Below are 17,572 nucleotides of genomic sequence, written 5' to 3' on the forward strand. Positions count from 1 at the left end.
CCATGGAGTATCTACTGAGTCTGATCAATCATTGGGTGGGCAACGAACAACTGACGCGCCTGTTGTTTGCGGCAGCCATCGGCCTGAGTGTGGTCTTTGCCATAACGACCATGACCTTGCTGGTTCTGGGGCTGCAAGACCCGGTCAAACGCCGACTGATGCTGATCAAGCGCGGCCAAAGTGCAGAAATTGCCGGGCAACGGCCACCAAGCAACCTGCAATTGATGCTGGAACAGGTGGGGCAGCGCTTCAACACCGGTGAGCAAGGGCAAGCCTCGGCGACACGGGTACTGCTGACACACGCCGGTTATCGCGCTCAGTCGGCCGTACAGACCTACTGGGCGCTTCGCCTGCTGTTGCCCCTGACCTTGATGGGCCTTGTAGCCTTGGCATTACCGCTTATTCCGAAGCTGTCGCTGATGCTCGGTGTCGGCCTGCTGCTACTAGCGCTAGGTGTAGGATGGCTGGCGCCAGCACTCTATGTCGAGCATCGCGCGCAGTCGCGAATGAACCGTTTGCTGATTGCCTTTCCTGATGCTCTGGACCTCATGGTGGTGTGCGTGGAGTCGGGCCTGGCCCTGCCCCAGGCCATCGAGCGGGTGTCTGAAGAAATGGCGGTGAGCCAGCCTGACCTGGCCATGGAACTGGCCTTGGTCAACGCCGAAATCCGCGCGGGCATCCCCAGCACCGAGGCCTTGAAAAACCTTGCCGAACGCACCGGGCTGGAGGACATTCGCGGGCTGGTGAGCCTGCTGGCACAGAGCATTCGCTTCGGTACCAGTGTGGGTACCACCCTGCGCATCTATGCCGAGGAATTCCGTGACCGTCGCACGCAACTGGCCGAAGAGAAAGCCGCGAAAATCGGAACAAAACTGGTGTTCCCTCTGATCCTGTGCTTGTGGCCAAGCTTTTTCCTGGTAGCCATAGGCCCTGCAATCATCGGCGTGTTCAAGGTATTCGGAAAGCTTTAACAACGATTAGCAAAAGGTCTCGGCAGCAATGCCGAGGCCTTTTGCATTACGCAGCCTTTTGAATGACTCAATAGGAAGGCTGCGAAGCGCTGATCACGATAAGCACACAGCAAAACGGCGACGGGAGCCTGTTTACGCTACCCCGCCGCCGCCATAATGTGATGTCTACCCACCTGAATCACCCAACCTGCACACTGTCACCCTGCCCTTTCAACCCCGAACACTGGCGCATCCTGCGCCTTTGCAGCCTACTTCCCCTTGGATGACGAGAGACCATACTCTTTGTAAAACTCGGGTATGGGGTGCTTGTAGCTGTCCAACAGGCGCTGCAGGCTCAGTTCACGCTCAGCGGGTTTCACGGTTTGCAGGTTTGGCGAAGCCACCTGATTGCTGCTCTGCAATTGCAGCCAGGTTTCGGTGACCTGCTGTTGCGGGGAAGATGGGCCAGGTTCGATGGCCTGGGCTGCGAGGGGGAGCAACGCGGCTCCCAGGCAGATGAGCATAGTCTGTTTCATCACTACCTCTGCATTGGTGGCGAGTTGGCACTCGGTTATGCCGGATCATTGACCGCTGCTACCTGATCGGCAGGCGCTGCGGTGGCCTTCTTCCTACTCTTGAGTTTTTCTGCTCGCGCCTGGGCTTCAGTGACTTGTGCCGGGCTCAGGCCGACACGGCTGACCAACTCCGAGGCCTGCTTCCAGTTCCCCTGGTAAATCATCAAGGTCACCAGGTTAACGGCCGCCAATTGATCGGACTGCTTCAACTCCATGGCCGTGATGAACTCGAAGCGGGCTTGCTTAAGGCGCCCTTGATTAAGGTAGATCACGCCCAGGTCGTTACGGATTTTTTCGTCAGTGGGCGACATGCGTACCGCCCGTTGCAGGTGAGCCAAGGCCTTCTCGCTATCATTGCGCGCCACCGCCAGTTGCCCCAGGCCGTGTTCGCCTTCAGCCGCCAGGCAGGTACTGAGTAAACTGCGAAACAACGGTTCGGCCTCGGCCTCTCCCAATACACGGTAGATCTTGGCCTTGCGCAAACGCACGGCGGGTAGGTCCTGCGGCAGCCGCTGCAAGTTGGCCAGGCCCGCATGCAGCTTGCCCTCACGGATCATGTCATCGGCCAGGCTAAGCGACAGCTCCTGATCGGAGCTGACCTTGGCACAGCTTTCCGGGGCACTGAGTGACGACCAATCGGAGCCACCGCCCGTGGCACAGCCGCTCAGCATCACCAGGCCCAACGTTGCAATGATCACCTTCATTTTTCGCTCCCGGGAAACGCACAACGAGCGGGCGATGGCCGTAAGGCCAACCCCGCCCAGCACGGTGTCGTGGGATGTGTTCGTCAACAAAGAGGCTGCAATGGGCTGGCTCATTGTGATAACCCACTACGGTGGTCGAAGTCACCGTCTTCCAGGAAGTACATGCGGAACCAGTTCGGATCGTAATTACGCATCTGCTCGCCGGGCAGTGTAGGAAGCTGGGCATTGACCGCCAGCGGTTGCACCAGATGCGGGGTGACGATCATCAGCAGTTCTTTCTCTTCACGCTTGATCGTAGAGTCACGGAAAAAGGCACCCAGGATCGGAATGTTGCCGAGGCCAGGCAACTTGTTCACAGCAGAGGTGTTGGTCGTGCTGATCAAGCCGCTGACCACGAAGCTCTCACCGTCCGCCAGGGAAATACTGGTGTCCGTACGACGAACGACCAGTGCCGGTACAACCGTGCCGGAAATGGACACACCGTTGTTGAAATCGAGCTCACTGACCTCCGGTGCCACCTTCAGGTTGATACGGCCCGGCCCAACCACCGTTGGTGTCAGCGTCAGACAAATACCGAATTCCTTGTACTCGATTGAAATACTGTCACTGCCAGTGCTCGGTACCGGGATGGGCACTTCACCACCGGCCAGGAAGCTCGCGCTCTGCCCACTCAGCGCCACCAGGCTGGGGCGGGCCAGGGTATAGGCAAAGCCACTGCCTTCCAGCGCATTGATCAACCCCAGTACGTTGCCGCCACCGATCCCGATGTTGAAACTGCCATTATCCAGAGGGATGTTGGGTGCCAGGCTACCAATCTGCCCGGGCGTCACCGTCACGCCAGGCACGGTGCCCGGTGAGCCGAACAGAAAACTGCCGCCTTTGCCGAAGATCGACGTACTGGCCTCTTTCAACTTGGTGCGGCTGACTTCGACAAACCGAATATCGGTCTGAACCTGGCTGGTCAGCACCTCATTGCCTTCAGGAAAGACTGCGCTACCCAAGGAGGACGTAGCCTTGCCCTTGACGAACACCATGCTCTGGCGAGGCGCACTGGAGCATGCCGTCCAGACCATCAGGCTGGTGGTTCCGGGAGCAATACCGGTAAGCAGGTATGCATCATTGCCATTGAGGTGCACATCGGCGATTTTCGGATCGCCTATGGCCAATCGGGTAATGGCCTCAGGGGAGCGCATGGCAGTCTGCATGCCTTCACCCACCTCGACCACGGCTGGCAGTGCCGCCAGATCTGCGCAGTTTTTCCCCGCGGCCAACGTCGTCCCAGCGGGTAAACCAGCAACAATCAACGTCCACGCCACTCGTTTGAGTACTTGCGCGTAATTATTGGTCATTCTCTGCTTCCTTGTCCGGTCAGGGCAGTTTGCTAGAAGATCGGTTCAACACGACTTGCACGACCACTGCCGGTCCCCTGCCGCCACGACACGCGATCCGCGCACGCCGTGACGTCTGGAAAATCCACAGTGAGCTGGCACAGCGTGGACACACTCGCCACCGCTGCTAGAGCCCTCCAGTGATCGTCGTGCCAAACACCCCCCCTTATGTGGTTCAGCTGAAACGACCAGTCATAACGAGCCATCCGTCGGGTCTGCGAACTGCCTAACCATCCTGAAGCGAGGCCACCCCCCCGGCTGAGCACAAATAACTGTTTCGCTATTTGAAGTTAGCTCAGAAAGGTCAAATTGCTATCAGACTGTAAAAAAAATGAGTCACTGCCGAATCAGGCCTGGTGTCGCCCGGTCAGCTCAGCCAAGGTGCTGGACACATGGTGCAGATTCTTGCTGGCCCCTTCAGTACGGCGCACGCTTTCCTGATTGCTCGCGGCAATCGCCACCAGCTCGCACAGGTTGCGCGAAATATCTTCCGTGACCAGCGTTTGCTCTTCAGCGGCGGTGGCGATCTGCTGACTCATATCGCGGATGGTCTGCACCGCGCCAGTAACGCCACTGAGAATTTCGCCGGCCTGCCGCACTTGCTCGACGCCATTCTCGCTGCTGCGCTTACCACTTTCGATTGCTTGCACCGCACGCTCCGCGCCTTTTTGCACGGCATCAATAATGGTATTGATTTCTGCCGTTGACTGCGCAGTACGCTGCGCCAGATTACGCACCTCATCGGCCACGACGGCAAAACCTCGGCCTTGTTCGCCGGCTCGGGCGGCTTCGATAGCCGCGTTGAGCGCCAGCAGGTTGGTCTGCTCCGCAATACTGTGGATTACCGCCAGCACTTCGCCGATGCGCCCACTGTCGGCTTCCAGGCGATGGATAACGCTGGCCGTACCGGTAATTTCATCGCGAATGTCATTGATGCTCTTGACCATGCCGAGCATGGCCTTCTCGCCCTGCTGAGTGGCGTTCTCGGCATCGTCAGCGGCACGGGCTGCCTGTGCGGTATGGCTGGCGACCTCCTGGGCCGCAGAGGCCATTTCTTGCATCGCAGTCGCCACCTGATCGGTACGCAACCCCTGATTTTCAACGCCCTGCCCCAATTGGCTGGCAATGGTCTTCAGTTCGTCGCTGGCGGTGTCCAGTTGCCGGGTGCCGTGTTTCAGGCCGGCGAAGGTGTCCGAGAGCACGTCATGCAGCGCGTCGGTCGCCTTCGCCAGACGCCCCAGCTCATCGCCCCGTTGACTGTTGATCCGCTGACCAAAATGACCTTGGCTGAGCTGGACGATAGACGCCATCAGACCACGCAGTGGTGTGATCAGGTTGCGGTTGATCAACCACATGCCAAACAGCCACGTCAGCACACTGACCATCAACAGCGCCAGGGTACCGCCCCAGCCAATACGCTCGGCATGGGCATCGACCTGCCCAAGTTGGGTCTGGGTGTCTTGATAGAGCTGCTCCACCAAGGCATTCATCTGCTCACTGACGGGTCGATCCGTACCGTTGTCCACACCGGTGGTCGCAACGGCGTTGTGACGCTCACGGTACTGATCGCCGAATACCTGATGTGCGCTGAGCAGGTCATTGACCTTGGCCTTTAGCGACAGATCCATATCCAGCGCCAGCACGTTGGCCAAGCACTCCCTGACCTTGCGTTCTTCAGCTTCAAACACCGCCAGGCCACGCTCTGCGCTACTGAACGCCTGAGATTGGCGTTTGAATGCAAGGCTGGCTTCATTGACATACTTCGATGCCTGAGCAGAGCGCGTCAGCAACGCGTTGTAGGTATTCAGGCTATTAGCGAAAAGGCTGAAACACACCAATGCTGAACACAGCACCAGCATCAGGCCGACGCCCAGCAGCGTCAGCATTTGCGTGCGCAAGGAATACTTAAAAAACATAGCATTGGCTCTCTTCATACGCTGAGGACATGAGGCGTGTGAAGCGCCATTGGCAGGCAATCGAGGATACCTCGACAGACTGGAAAGCAACGCAAGTGATGGGCATAGCAATTGGACCCTCTTATAGTTATCGAACCATACGAGGCCCCGTCAGCAATTAATGTGCCACTATTTTGGCGCTGATTTTCCGTTGTTTTCGTGCGTTTTACTCACTACTTCTCGCAGAAATGACCCATTTGCCCGGCGTTGCGACATCGACTGCAGAAATGTGTTCACAGAAGTCTTCGCCGTGTTTGAAATTCTCACGGGCAGGCGTGTCTGGTTTGCGCGCAAAAAAACGGGCAGCGCTTGCGCACTGCCCGTTCATTCGTACCACCAGCCAATCGGCTCGTTATCGCGAGGCTTACTCGACAGCGACAGCACCTGAGGCGTTGTCCACCACGCGCTCGCGAACCGGGGCGCGGGCAGTCGAGATCTGCGGCAACAGCGACCCCAGCAGCATGCCCAGCCAGCTGAACAGCAGCCCGGCCAGCTGCGGTGGCCAGAAGTCAGCATCGGTGTGGGTGTATTCCAGCCACAGCCAGGACGCCATGCCCAAACCCATCGAGGCCAGAGCCCCCTGAGTGGTGGCGCGCTTCCAGAACAGGCCTGCGAACAACGGCACCGCAGCGGCAACCAGGGTCACTTTGTAGGCATTGCCCACCATCTCGTAGATGCTGGCATTGGAGAACAGTGAGAACAGGCACGTGACCATGGCGCACACCAGGATAGTCAGGCGCATGGCCAGCAGGAACTGCTTGTCGTTCATGTCGGGCAAAAAGCGCTTGAGCACGTTCTCGGTAAAGGTCACCGACGGCGCCAGGAGTGTGCCAGAGGCCGTGGACATGATCGCCGAAAGCAGCGCACCGAAGAACATGATCTGGGCGAACAATGGGGTCCGCTCCAGGATAAGGTGCGGCAGGATCATCTGGGCATCTTCAGCCAGCCATTGCTGAACCATCGCCGGATCAATCATCGAGGCCGCGTAGGTCAGGAAAATCGGCAGCATGCAGAAGGCCAGGTAGAAACAGGCGCCTGCCATCGATGCGCGCGCTGCGATGTTTTCGGTCTTGGCCGACATGACCCGCGCATAAACGTCCTGCTGCGGAATCGAGCCGAACATCATGGTCACCGCAGCACCGATGAAGGCAACGAAGTCCTTCGGCTCGAAGCTGTGCATGAAACTGAACTTGCCTTCGTTGGCCGCATGGGAAATGACCGCGGCAGGCCCGCCCGCCATGTCACCGATCAGCCAGGTCAGATAAACCAGGCCGGCGACAATGATCAGCATCTGCATGAAGTCTGTCAGCGCAACCGACCACATACCGCCGAACAAGGTGTAAAGCAGCACGATCACCGCGCCGATCAACATGCCCTGGGTAGTGCTGATGGCGCCGTCAGAGAGCACGTTGAACACCACACCCAGTGCGGTGAACTGTGCGGCGATCCAGCCAAGGTAGGAGAGGATGATCACAATACTGGTGATCATTTCCACGTTCGGGCCAAAGCGCTTGCGGAAGAAGTCACCGAGCGTCAGCAGGTTCATGCGGTAGAGGGGACGGGCGAAAATCAGGCCGACCAACATCAGGCATCCGAAGGAACCGAACGGGTCCTCGACAATGCCGGCGAAACCTTCCTGGATGAAGGTAGCAGGTATCCCCAATACGGCCTCAGAGCCGAACCAGGTGGCGAATACCATCGCGGCGACCAGCGGGAAGGACATGCTGCGACCACCGGCAGCGAAATCCCTGGAGTTTTTCACGCGAGTGGACGCGTAGAAACCGACACCTACCGTGAGCAGCAGATAAAGCGCAACAAACCAAATCAGCATTTGTACTTTCCGTTGGCTCGTCCGACACCGGGCTGACGAGCATGGCTCGTGCAGGGGCAGCGCGACTGACTATGTTGTTTTTGTTTGCGTATCGCAGGCGGCACGACGGCTCATCTGTAACCAGCACGAGGAAATCGTAACCACTTATGACAACGGCTTTGCAGTCTGCCAAAGCCGTTAAATATGTCAAACAATTACCGCTGGGATTTGGATAAAAAAAGACGAAATGCGACGTTTTTTTGGGTAAAGCGGATTTTGGTGGCTTAAAAGACACCTTTCCCACCGCCGTCAGTCGATTATTTTAAACATCCGAAAGCGCCAGACTGTTCACCTTCCCTGTCTACTATGAATCCCATACTGAAAACCTATTGGCTGGCGCCACCGTCAGGTTCCACGCTGAGTTGACGGATAACCGGACATCACAGGAGAGCATCATGTCTAACGAAGCAACCTGCCCGTTCGCGGGCGGCGCTCGCAAACACACCACAGCCGGGGCACCCTCGAATGCCGACTGGTGGCCTGATCAACTCAACCTGAAAATCCTCCACTCGCACGCCCCCCAGGCCAATCCCCTGGGTGAAGCCTTCAACTATGCCGAGGCGTTCAAAAGCCTCGACCTGGATGCGGTGATCAAAGACCTGCATGCCCTGATGACAGACTCGCAGGCGTGGTGGCCCGCCGATTACGGCCACTATGGTCCGCTGTTCATCCGCATGGCCTGGCACAGCGCAGGCACCTACCGTATCGCTGACGGGCGCGGTGGCGCGGGAGGTGGCGCGCAACGCTTTGCGCCGCTCAATAGCTGGCCGGACAACGGCAACCTCGACAAGGCACGGCGGTTGCTCTGGCCGATCAAGCAGAAGTACGGCAACAGTCTCTCCTGGGCTGACCTGATGGTGCTCGCGGGTAACGTCGCCCTGGACTCGATGGGCCTGAAGACTTTCGGTTTCGGCGGTGGACGTGTCGATATCTGGGAGCCCGAAGACGACATCTATTGGGGGCCGGAAGGCAAGTGGCTGGCAGACGAGCGCTACAGCGGTGATCGCGAACTTGAAAACCCGCTTGGCGCGGTTCAGATGGGCCTGATCTACGTGAACCCGGAAGGCCCGAATGGCAACCCGGACCCGCTCGCGGCAGCACGGGACATTCGTGAGACGTTCGCCCGCATGGCCATGAATGACGAAGAGACCGTCGCCCTGATCGCCGGTGGCCACACCTTCGGCAAAGCCCACGGCGCCGCCGATCCAAGCCAGTATGTAGGCCCCGAGCCGGAAGCCGCGACGCTCGAAGAACAAGGCCTGGGCTGGAAAAATACCTTTGGCAGCGGCAACGGCGCCAACACCATCACCAGTGGGCTGGAAGGTGCCTGGACCACCAACCCGGTGAAATGGGACAACAACTACTTCGAGAACCTGTTCGGCTACGAGTGGACGCTCACCAAGAGCCCTGCCGGTGCCCACCAGTGGACGCCCAAGGAGGCCTCTGCCGCCGGTACCGTACCGGACGCACATGACCCGACGAAAACCCACGCACCGATCATGTTCACCACCGACCTTGCACTGATCATGGACCCGGTGTACGCGCCGATTTCAAAACGCTTCCACGCAGACCCTCAGGCGTTGGCCGATGCTTTCGCCAAAGCCTGGTTCAAGCTGACCCACCGGGACATGGGGCCTGTTTCTCGCTACCTGGGCCCGCTCGTTCCCCAGGAGCCCCTGCTCTGGCAAGACCCTGTTCCAGCGGTGGATCACCCACTGATCGGGGAGCAGGACATTGCAACCCTGAAAGCCCGGCTTCTGGCATCCGGCCTTTCGATCGCGCAACTGGTTACGACGGCATGGGCATCGGCCGCCACCTTCCGCGGTAGTGACAAGCGTGGTGGTGCCAATGGGGCGCGCATTCGCCTGGCGCCGCAGAAAGACTGGGCGGTCAACCAACCTGCTGAATTGGCGAAGGTGCTACACACACTGACGGCAATCCAGCAGGACTTCAATAACGCCCAGGCCGGTGGCAAGAACGTCTCGCTGGCCGACCTGATCGTGCTGGGCGGCTGCGCAGCCATAGAAGCTGCGGCGAAACGGGCTGGCCATGAGGTGACCGTGCCGTTCTCACCCGGGCGTACCGACGCGTCGCAGGAGCAGACCGATGTGGCGTCCTTTGCCGTGCTGGAGCCCAGCGCCGACGGTTTCCGTAACTACCTGCGCAGCGGGCTTGAAGAATCGGCAGCCGAGCTGCTGCTGGACCGGGCGAACCAGCTGACGCTCAGCGCACCCGAGATGACGGTGCTGATCGGTGGCCTGCGCGCCCTGAACTGCAACGTCGGGCAGGTTGCGCACGGCGTGTTCACTCAGCGGCCTGAAACACTGACCAATGATGTGTTCGTGAACCTCCTCGACATGAACACGACCTGGCAGAGATCCGCTGCAACTGAAGGTGTACTGGAGGGGCGCGATCGGTCGACGGGTGCCCTCAAATGGACAGGCACTGTCGTTGACCTGGTGTTCGGTTCAAACGCACAGCTGCGGGCCATTGCCGAGGTCTACGCCAGCCGCGATGCACAGCCGCTGTTCGTCCGTCACTTCGTGGCAGCCTGGAACAAGGTGATGAACCTTGACCGATTCGACCTTGCCTGATTGCGGCAAGGCGGCCCATAGTCGCCACGGCGTGAGCAGGCCACCCTTACCGGCGTGACGGTAAAGGGTTGCCTGCGCCTACCAGCATCAAATCCAGATTTTGCACGGCAGCGCCCGCCGCGCCCTTGCCCAGGTTATCGAACACGGCCGCCAACAGCACCTGCCCCGCAGGTTCGTTTTCCAGGACGATCAAGCGCAATTGATCGATACCATTGAGTGCCTGCGGATCCAGGTGTGTGAGTGCCTTGGCCTCATGCATCGACATGACCTGCACGTACTGCGCACCGGCATAATGCTGCTGCAGGCACGCGTGTAACTGCCGCGCATCCGTGCCCGGAGCCAACAACCGAACCTGCAAGGGGATGGTCAACACAATGCCTTGCCGAAACGCCCCATAGGCAGGCACAAACATCGGCCGCTCACTCAGGCCGCTGTGCTGTTGAATTTCCGGTACATGCTTGTGCGCCAGCGCCAACCCATACACCTGGAATGCCGGTGCGAGCGACGCGCCCTTCCCCTCATGCGCCTCCACCCCCGCACGCCCTCTCCCGGAGTAACCCGATACGGCATGCACGCTGATCGGGTAGTCCGCGCCCACCAGCCCCGCCTCTAGCAGTGGGCGCAACAAGCCTATCGCCCCCGTAGGGTAGCAACCGGGATTGCTGACACGCCGCGCCGTCGCAATGCGCTGCGCCTGCTCCGGGCTCATTTCCGCGAAGCCATAGGTCCAGTCCGGGTGGGTGCGGTGCGCCGAACTGGCATCAATCACCCGTACCGCGGGGTTTTCGATACTCGCTACCGCGTCACGTGCAGCGTCGTCGGGCAGGCACAGGATCGCAATGTCACAGGCATTGATGGCCTCGGCGCGATGAGTTGCATCCTTGCGGTGTTCAGCACTGAGCGTGAGCAACCGCAGGTCGGTCCGACCGCGCAAGCGCTGGTGGATCTGCAAGCCGGTGGTGCCTTGGTCGCCATCGATGAATACAAGAGGAGTGGTCATGAAGTGCTCTCGAACGTCAGAAATCAGCAGGCCTAATCTTCGATGCTGGCTTAAGATAGGAAAAGTTGAATTTCCAAACGATCACATTCAGTTTTTCTGACCAAGGAACCCGCCATGCGTGAAATCAGCCTGGACCGCCTGCGCACACTGGTGGCGATTGCCGACCTGGGCTCATTTGCCGAAGCCGCTCGGGTGCTGAACCTTGCGCCACCCACGATCAGCTTGCATATCGCCGATCTGGAATCACGGGTTGGCGCCCGGCTGTTGTCGCGTACACGGGGGCGCGTTCAGCCATCGGCGATTGGCGAAACACTGGTGGAGCGTGCACGGCGTTTGTTAGCCGATGCCGAGCAAGCCCTTGAGGAGGTGCAGCGTCAGGTGCAGGGGCTGGCTGGCCGCGTACGGCTGGGTGCCTCGACCGGAGCCATCGCCCAGTTGATGCCGCAGGCGCTGGAAACCCTGAGCCAGCAGCACCCGGAGATCGACGTCCAGGTCGCCGTGCTGACCTCGCAAGAGACGCTGAAGAAACTGGTCGAAGGCACGCTGGACATTGGCCTGGTCGCGCTCCCGCAAACGGCAACGAAGGGCGTGCGAATCGAACCCTGGCGACGCGACCCGGTCATGGCGTTCCTGCCTGCGCGCTGGGCGTGCCCGGAGGTCGTCACCCCCGATTGGCTGGCCACCCAGCCCTTGATACTGAATGACAACAGCACACGGCTTTCACGCTTGACGTCCGAGTGGTTCGCCAACGACGGCCACCAGCCGACACCACGCATTCAACTGAACTACAACGACGCCATCAAAAGCCTGGTCGCGGCCGGTTATGGCGCAACACTGCTGCCCCATGAAGCCGACACGCCATTGCCCGATACGCGGGTGGTCATGCGGCCACTACAGCCCTTGTTGTGGCGCCAACTGGGCATCGCCCACCGTACCGGCGACGTTGAGCGACCTACGCAACACGTACTGGACGTGCTGTGGGCATTGAAGGCAGGCTAGCGTAACGCGTGCAGGGTTGTGCGGGCCTAGTGCTCGCTGCGCCATTGGCGCGGGCTGACGCCGAACCAGCGGCGGAAGGCGCGGGAAAATGCGCTGGTTTCCGAGTAACCCAGCAGTGGTGCCAGTTCGGAGATGTTCAGGTTTTGCTGCCCCAGATGCTGCAAGGCCAGGTCCTGGCGGATCTGATCCAGCAATTGGGTAAAGCTCAGGCCCTGCTCACGCAATTTACGCTGCAGCAACCAGTGCGGCAGTTGCAGTTGATCGGCAACGCTGTCCAGGCTCGGATCACCCTGTGGCAGCAGCGTGATGATGGCCTGGCACGCCTGCTCCAACAGATCCGGACCGGCGTTGGTTTCGCCCAGTTGCCGAATCGCATCCTTGACCAGCGTGAGCAATACCGGGTCATGGCCAGGCATGGCCTTGCCGGCGATTTCGCGCTTGGGAATCAAAATGGAGTTACAGGAGCGCTCGAAATACACCGGTGCGTCGAAGACCTCACGGTGCTCATGCCAGTCTTGTGGCCGGGCGTGTTCAAAGGCGACTTCACGCGGTGCCCATTTCGGCCCAAGTACATGACGCACCAGGTTCATCGCCATGCCCATGGTCAGCTCGGCGTCCTGACGCCGCTGGCGGATAGCGCTGTGGTGGATCTGGTAATCGAAGCTGTAGCACTCGCCCTGATCAACCAGGCGGATCAAGGTACTGTGCTGGTGATAGGGAAAGGCCTGCGCAAAGTTGATCAGCGCATCTTCCAGGGTGGCCGAACAGAGCCCCACATAGCCCAGCAGGCCAAGCGCCTGGGGTTGGAACTGCTCGCCGTAACGCAGGCCGAAATTATCGCACCCGGTCTGCTGCGCCGCCTCTTCCAATACCTGACAGTAGTTCGGCAAGGCCAGGCTCAAGGTCGGGTGCTGGAGTTGTTCCGGGTCGATACCGGCATGGCCGAACACCCGGTCCAGGTCACCGCCATGGTTGACGATAAAGGCATCCATACCAGTGGCAGCCGCCGAGAGCACACCTCGATTGTTCGCACGAGGGGCATTCAGGGGAGCCTGGGCAAGGGATGACTGGAACATGGCAACTGTTACCGTGTAAAGAATGCGATCACCCCTTCAAGCAAATACCGTACCTTTATGCATAAACGCTTTAGCACAGGATGTTGCCGGTGTGCCAACACCCCAAACTGCTACCCGAATACTCGGTGCAATGGGCAGTGTGTAGGCCGTGGCGCCTGCACCCGTTGCCGCTCGGTGACACTGAGCAGGGTGATTCCGACCTGCCCCAAGTGAGGGCATGATCGGTTCCGTGCGCGCCATCCGTGCGCCTTTGGCGAAAGTTGACCGAATGCAATTATGGCCGTGCCGGTCGGTCAAGTCTTGAGCGCAGGCCTGTGGTTATGCTCCCAGCCAGGCATTTTTTCGGGTACACCTTCAAGGGGACATACCATGGCCGTATCACAACTAAAACCAACATTAGGCACCCTGCACCTCTGGGGTATCGCGGTCGGGCTGGTGATCTCCGGCGAATACTTCGGCTGGAGTTATGGCTGGGGCACCGCCGGTACGCTGGGCTTTCTGGTGACTACCCTGCTGGTCGCAGTGATGTACACCTGCTTCATCTTCAGCTTCACCGAGTTGACCACCGCCATCCCTCATGCCGGCGGCCCCTTTGCCTATAGCCTGCGCGCCTTTGGTGTGACCGGGGGGATGATCGCCGGGATGGCGACGCTGATCGAATTTGTCTTTGCACCGCCTGCGATCGCCATGGCGATTGGCGCCTACCTGAATGTGCAGTACCCCAACCTTGATCCGAAGGTAGCCGCGGTGGGCGCCTACTTTGTCTTCATGACCCTCAACATTGTCGGGGTGAGCATTGCCGCTACGTTCGAGCTGGTGGTCACCATCCTCGCCGTGCTGGAGCTGCTGGTGTTCATGGGCGTGGTTGCACCCGCGTTCAGCTTCAGCAGCTTTGCCCTGGGTGGCTGGGCTGGCGCCGACACCTTCAGCCTGGGCGCGCTGAGTGGCATCTTCGCCGCGATCCCCTTCGCCATCTGGTTCTTCCTGGCCATCGAAGGCGCCGCCATGGCCGCCGAGGAAGCGAAAGACCCGAAACGCACCATTCCGCGTGCCTACATCGCCGGCATCCTGACCCTGGTAAGCCTGGCCATCAGCGTCATGATCTTCGCCGGTGGCGTGGGTGACTGGCGCACACTGGCCAACATCAACGACCCGTTGCCGATGGCCATGAAGTCGGTCGTGGGCAACGATTCGACCTGGATGCACATGCTGGTGTGGATCGGCCTGTTCGGCCTGGTGGCAAGCTTTCACGGCATCATTCTGGGTTACTCGCGGCAATTCTTCGCCCTTGCCCGCGCCGGTTTCCTGCCCAAAGGGCTGGCCAAGCTGTCGCGCTTCCACACCCCGCACCGGGCGATTCTGGCCGGCGGCGTGGTCGGTATCGCAGCCATCCTGAGCGACGGCCTGATCAACCTGCAGGGCATGACCCTGACTGCGGCCATGATCACCATGTCGGTGTTCGGCGCTATCGTGATGTACATTGTCAGTATGCTCAGCCTGTTCAAACTGCGTCGCAGCGAGCCCGACCTCGAGCGCACCTTCCGTGCCCCGGGTTACCCGGTGGTACCGGCCATTGCGCTGTTGCTGGCGGTGGTCTGCCTGGTGGCGATGGTCTGGTTCAACACCTTGATCTGCGGGATCTTCATTGGCCTGATGGCGATTGGCATGCTGTTCTGCGTCGCGGTACGTAGCCAGAACGCAGGCACCGTGGCACTGGCCAGCGAGTAAGGAGACACACCATGAGCTTCGTGCATACAGTCGCCGGCACGACCTGGCGTTTTGAAAGCCTAAAGCAATTGATGGCCAAGGCCAGCCCGGCGCGCTCTGGCGACTGTCTTGCAGAGATAGCTGCCACCAGTGACGCGGAACGTGCAGCGGCACAAATGGCCTTGGCCGATGTGCCCTTGAAGCGCTTTCTCAGCGAAGCCCTGATCCCCTATGAAGAGGATGAAGTTACACGCCTGATCATCGACAGCCACGACCCTGCGGCCTTCGCACCGGTCAGCCACCTGACGGTTGGTGGCTTTCGTGACTGGCTGCTGGGTGACGAAGCCGACGAAGCCAGCCTCAAGGCACTGGCGCCCGGCTTGACCCCAGAGATGGCGGCCGCTGTTTCAAAGATCATGCGCGTTCAGGACCTGGTGCTGGTCGCGCAGAAAATCCGCGTGGTGACGCGTTTTCGCAATACCGTGGGGCTGCGTGGGCGGATGTCCACGCGGCTGCAACCCAACCACCCGACCGATGATCCTGCTGGCATCGCCGCCAGCCTGCTCGACGGCCTGCTGTACGGTAATGGCGACGCCATGATCGGCATCAACCCGGCCACCGACAGCCTCAGTGCCATCAGCGAATTGCTGAAGATGCTCGATGGGGTCATCCAGCATTACGACATTCCAACGCAATCCTGCGTGCTGACCCATGTCACCTCCTCTGTGGCCGCAATTGAACGAGGCGTGCCACTGGACCTGGTGTTTCAATCCATCGCCGGCACCCAAGCGGCCAACAGCAGTTTCGGCATCAGCCTTGGCATTCTCCAGGAAGGCTACGAGGCGGGCCTGAGCCTGAAACGCGGCACCCTGGGTAACAACCTGATGTACTTTGAAACCGGACAGGGCAGCGCCCTTTCGGCCAACGCTCACCATGGTGTCGACCAGCAGACCTGCGAAGCTCGCGCGTATGCCGTGGCCCGGCATTTCAACCCGTTCCTGGTGAACACCGTGGTCGGTTTCATCGGCCCGGAATACCTTTACAACGGCAAGCAGATCATCCGTGCCGGGCTGGAGGATCATTTCTGCGGCAAGCTGCTCGGCGTCCCCATGGGCTGCGATATCTGCTACACCAACCATGCCGAAGCCGATCAGGACGACATGGACATGCTGCTGACCTTGTTGGGTGTGGCGGGGATCAACTTCATCATGGGCATTCCAGGTTCCGATGACGTCATGCTCAACTACCAGACCACCTCATTCCACGATGCCCTGTATGCGCGCAAGGCCTTGGGCCTGCGACCGGCACCGGAGTTTGAGGAATGGCTGGCCCGCATGGACATCCTGCAACAACGCGACGGCCAGGTGCGCCTGGGCAGCGGCGTACCACCGCTGTTTCGCAACGCCCTGGCACAGTTGAAGTAGAGGTAACGATGGACGATAACGCCAAAAGCCCAGCCCAGCCCGACCCCTGGCAACAGCTGCGCAACCTGACCCCGGCACGGATTGCCTTGGGCCGTGCAGGCACCAGCTTGCCCACGGCCGCACAACTCGACTTCCAGTACGCCCATGCCCAGGCACGTGACGCGGTGCACCTGCGTTTTGACCTGGCCGGTTTGGCAGCAGGCTGCGGGCAGAGCCTGGCCCTGCACAGCGCCGCGCCAGACCGGCACACCTACCTGCAACGCCCCGACCTGGGCCGGCGCTTGAACGAAGCGTCGGTGGCGCAACTGCGCGACTACGCCAAGGCTCAACCGGAAGGGGTCGACCTGGCCCTGGTGGTGGCTGACGGGCTGTCTGCGCTGGCGGTACACCGTCATGCCCTACCGATGCTCCAGCGCATCGAAGCACTGGCCAAGGATGAAGGCTGGAGCGTTGCGCCGATTTGCCTGGTCGAACAAGGCCGCGTGGCCGTTGCCGATGAAGTGGCTGAACGGCTCGGCGCACGCATGGTAGTGATCCTGATTGGTGAACGGCCCGGGCTCAGCTCGCCGGACAGCCTCGGGCTGTATTTCACCTATGCCCCACGGGTGGGTTTGAACGACGCATCGCGTAATTGCATCTCCAATGTGCGGCTGGAGGGGCTGAGTTACGCCATGGCCACCCACAAACTGGGTTACCTGATGCGCGAGGCCTGGCGGCGGCAGTTGTCGGGAGTGAACCTGAAGGACGAGGCGCAGATACCGGTGCTGGAAGGCACTGGTGAGGTTCGACCGGGGAATTTTCTTGTTTAGGTAACCGTCCGAGCGCTGGATCTGTGGTGCCTAGCCCACTGAATACGCGGCGCCTGCATCGCGGGCAAGCCCGGTTCCTACAGGCTGGCGCGGGCTCTGTTGGAGCTGGCTTGCCTGCGATGGCCTCGGTGGCGTATCCGCGAGTTCGCGGCGCCTGCATCGCGGGCAAGCCCGGCTCCTACAGGCTGGCGCGGGCCCTGTTGGAGCTGGCTTGCCTGCGATGACGTCGGTGGGGTATCCGTGAGTTCGCGGCGTCTGTATCGCGGGCAAGCCCGGCTCCTAAAGCTGGCGCGTGCTCTGTTGGAGCTGGCTTGCCTGCGATGGCCTCGGTGGGGTATCCGTGAGTTCGCGGCGTCTGCATCGCGGGCAAGCCCGGCTCCTACAGGTTGGCGCGGGCTCTGTTGGAGCTGGCTTGCCTGCGATGGCGTCGGTGGGGTATCCGTGAGTTCGCGGTGCTTGCATCGCGGGCAAGCCCGGCTCCTACAGGTTACGCGGGCTCTGTTGGAGCTGGCTTGCCTGCG

Annotated in this window: 13 protein-coding genes; 6 read left to right on the forward strand and 7 right to left on the reverse strand. The window is 60.4% G+C overall.

Annotation, left to right across the window (positions count from 1 at the left end; translation table 11 throughout):
* The first annotated feature begins 2 nt into the window (after nucleotides 1-2).
* Complete coding sequence (locus CYD26_RS10350; RefSeq protein WP_065759539.1) at nucleotides 3-971, forward strand: type II secretion system F family protein; 969 nt, start codon at nucleotides 3-5, stop codon at nucleotides 969-971.
* Nucleotides 972-1,219: 248 nt separating this feature from the next.
* On the opposite strand, the gene CYD26_RS10355 is transcribed toward CYD26_RS10350, so the two are convergent.
* The 5 genes from CYD26_RS10355 to CYD26_RS10375 form a co-directional block, all read right to left on the reverse strand.
* Entirely contained in the window at nucleotides 1,220-1,486 is a 267-nt protein-coding gene (locus CYD26_RS10355; RefSeq protein ID WP_102052547.1) for a DUF3613 domain-containing protein, read from the reverse strand.
* Between the two features lie 35 nt (nucleotides 1,487-1,521).
* Entirely contained in the window at nucleotides 1,522-2,229 is a 708-nt protein-coding gene (locus tag CYD26_RS10360) for a lipopolysaccharide assembly protein LapB (protein WP_065759541.1), read from the reverse strand.
* A 110-nt stretch (nucleotides 2,230-2,339) separates the two neighbouring features.
* On the reverse strand, nucleotides 2,340-3,578 hold the full coding sequence (locus CYD26_RS10365; protein WP_102052548.1) for a type II and III secretion system protein family protein: 1,239 nt from the start codon (nucleotides 3,576-3,578) through the stop codon (nucleotides 2,340-2,342).
* A 386-nt stretch (nucleotides 3,579-3,964) separates the two neighbouring features.
* Complete coding sequence (locus CYD26_RS10370) at nucleotides 3,965-5,533, reverse strand: methyl-accepting chemotaxis protein (protein WP_102052549.1); 1,569 nt, start codon at nucleotides 5,531-5,533, stop codon at nucleotides 3,965-3,967.
* Nucleotides 5,534-5,936: 403 nt separating this feature from the next.
* On the reverse strand, nucleotides 5,937-7,403 hold the full coding sequence (locus tag CYD26_RS10375; RefSeq protein WP_102052550.1) for a sodium:solute symporter family protein: 1,467 nt from the start codon (nucleotides 7,401-7,403) through the stop codon (nucleotides 5,937-5,939).
* A gap of 434 nt (nucleotides 7,404-7,837) precedes the next feature.
* On the opposite strand from CYD26_RS10375, the gene katG reads away from it, so the two are divergent.
* Nucleotides 7,838-10,036 (forward strand): catalase/peroxidase HPI, encoded by a 2,199-nt coding sequence (gene katG / locus CYD26_RS10380; RefSeq protein WP_102052551.1) that lies wholly within the window; start codon nucleotides 7,838-7,840, stop codon nucleotides 10,034-10,036.
* Between the two features lie 46 nt (nucleotides 10,037-10,082).
* Here katG and argC read toward each other — a convergent pair whose 3' ends face one another.
* Nucleotides 10,083-11,036: an N-acetyl-gamma-glutamyl-phosphate reductase gene (gene argC / locus CYD26_RS10385; protein WP_102052552.1), complete on the reverse strand. Its 954-nt coding sequence runs from the start codon at nucleotides 11,034-11,036 to the stop codon at nucleotides 10,083-10,085.
* Nucleotides 11,037-11,150: 114 nt separating this feature from the next.
* Here argC and CYD26_RS10390 point away from each other — a divergent pair, with 114 nt between their 5' ends.
* Complete coding sequence (locus CYD26_RS10390) at nucleotides 11,151-12,035, forward strand: LysR family transcriptional regulator (RefSeq protein ID WP_102052553.1); 885 nt, start codon at nucleotides 11,151-11,153, stop codon at nucleotides 12,033-12,035.
* Nucleotides 12,036-12,061: 26 nt separating this feature from the next.
* On the opposite strand, the gene CYD26_RS10395 is transcribed toward CYD26_RS10390, so the two are convergent.
* Nucleotides 12,062-13,111 (reverse strand): AraC family transcriptional regulator, encoded by a 1,050-nt coding sequence (locus CYD26_RS10395; protein ID WP_065759548.1) that lies wholly within the window; start codon nucleotides 13,109-13,111, stop codon nucleotides 12,062-12,064.
* 369 nt (nucleotides 13,112-13,480) lie between these two features.
* On the opposite strand from CYD26_RS10395, the gene eat reads away from it, so the two are divergent.
* The 3 genes from eat to eutC are packed head-to-tail and all read left to right on the forward strand — an operon-like array spanning nucleotide 13,481 to nucleotide 17,051.
* On the forward strand, nucleotides 13,481-14,839 hold the full coding sequence (gene eat, locus CYD26_RS10400; protein WP_065759549.1) for an ethanolamine permease: 1,359 nt from the start codon (nucleotides 13,481-13,483) through the stop codon (nucleotides 14,837-14,839).
* An 11-nt stretch (nucleotides 14,840-14,850) separates the two neighbouring features.
* Nucleotides 14,851-16,242: an ethanolamine ammonia-lyase subunit EutB gene (locus tag CYD26_RS10405; protein ID WP_102052554.1), complete on the forward strand. Its 1,392-nt coding sequence runs from the start codon at nucleotides 14,851-14,853 to the stop codon at nucleotides 16,240-16,242.
* An 8-nt stretch (nucleotides 16,243-16,250) separates the two neighbouring features.
* On the forward strand, nucleotides 16,251-17,051 hold the full coding sequence (eutC, locus tag CYD26_RS10410) for an ethanolamine ammonia-lyase subunit EutC (protein WP_102052555.1): 801 nt from the start codon (nucleotides 16,251-16,253) through the stop codon (nucleotides 17,049-17,051).
* Nucleotides 17,052-17,572: the final 521 nt, after the last annotated feature.

The organism is Pseudomonas sp. FFUP_PS_473, assembly GCF_002858665.1.
GTDB lineage: Bacteria > Pseudomonadota > Gammaproteobacteria > Pseudomonadales > Pseudomonadaceae > Aquipseudomonas > Aquipseudomonas defluvii.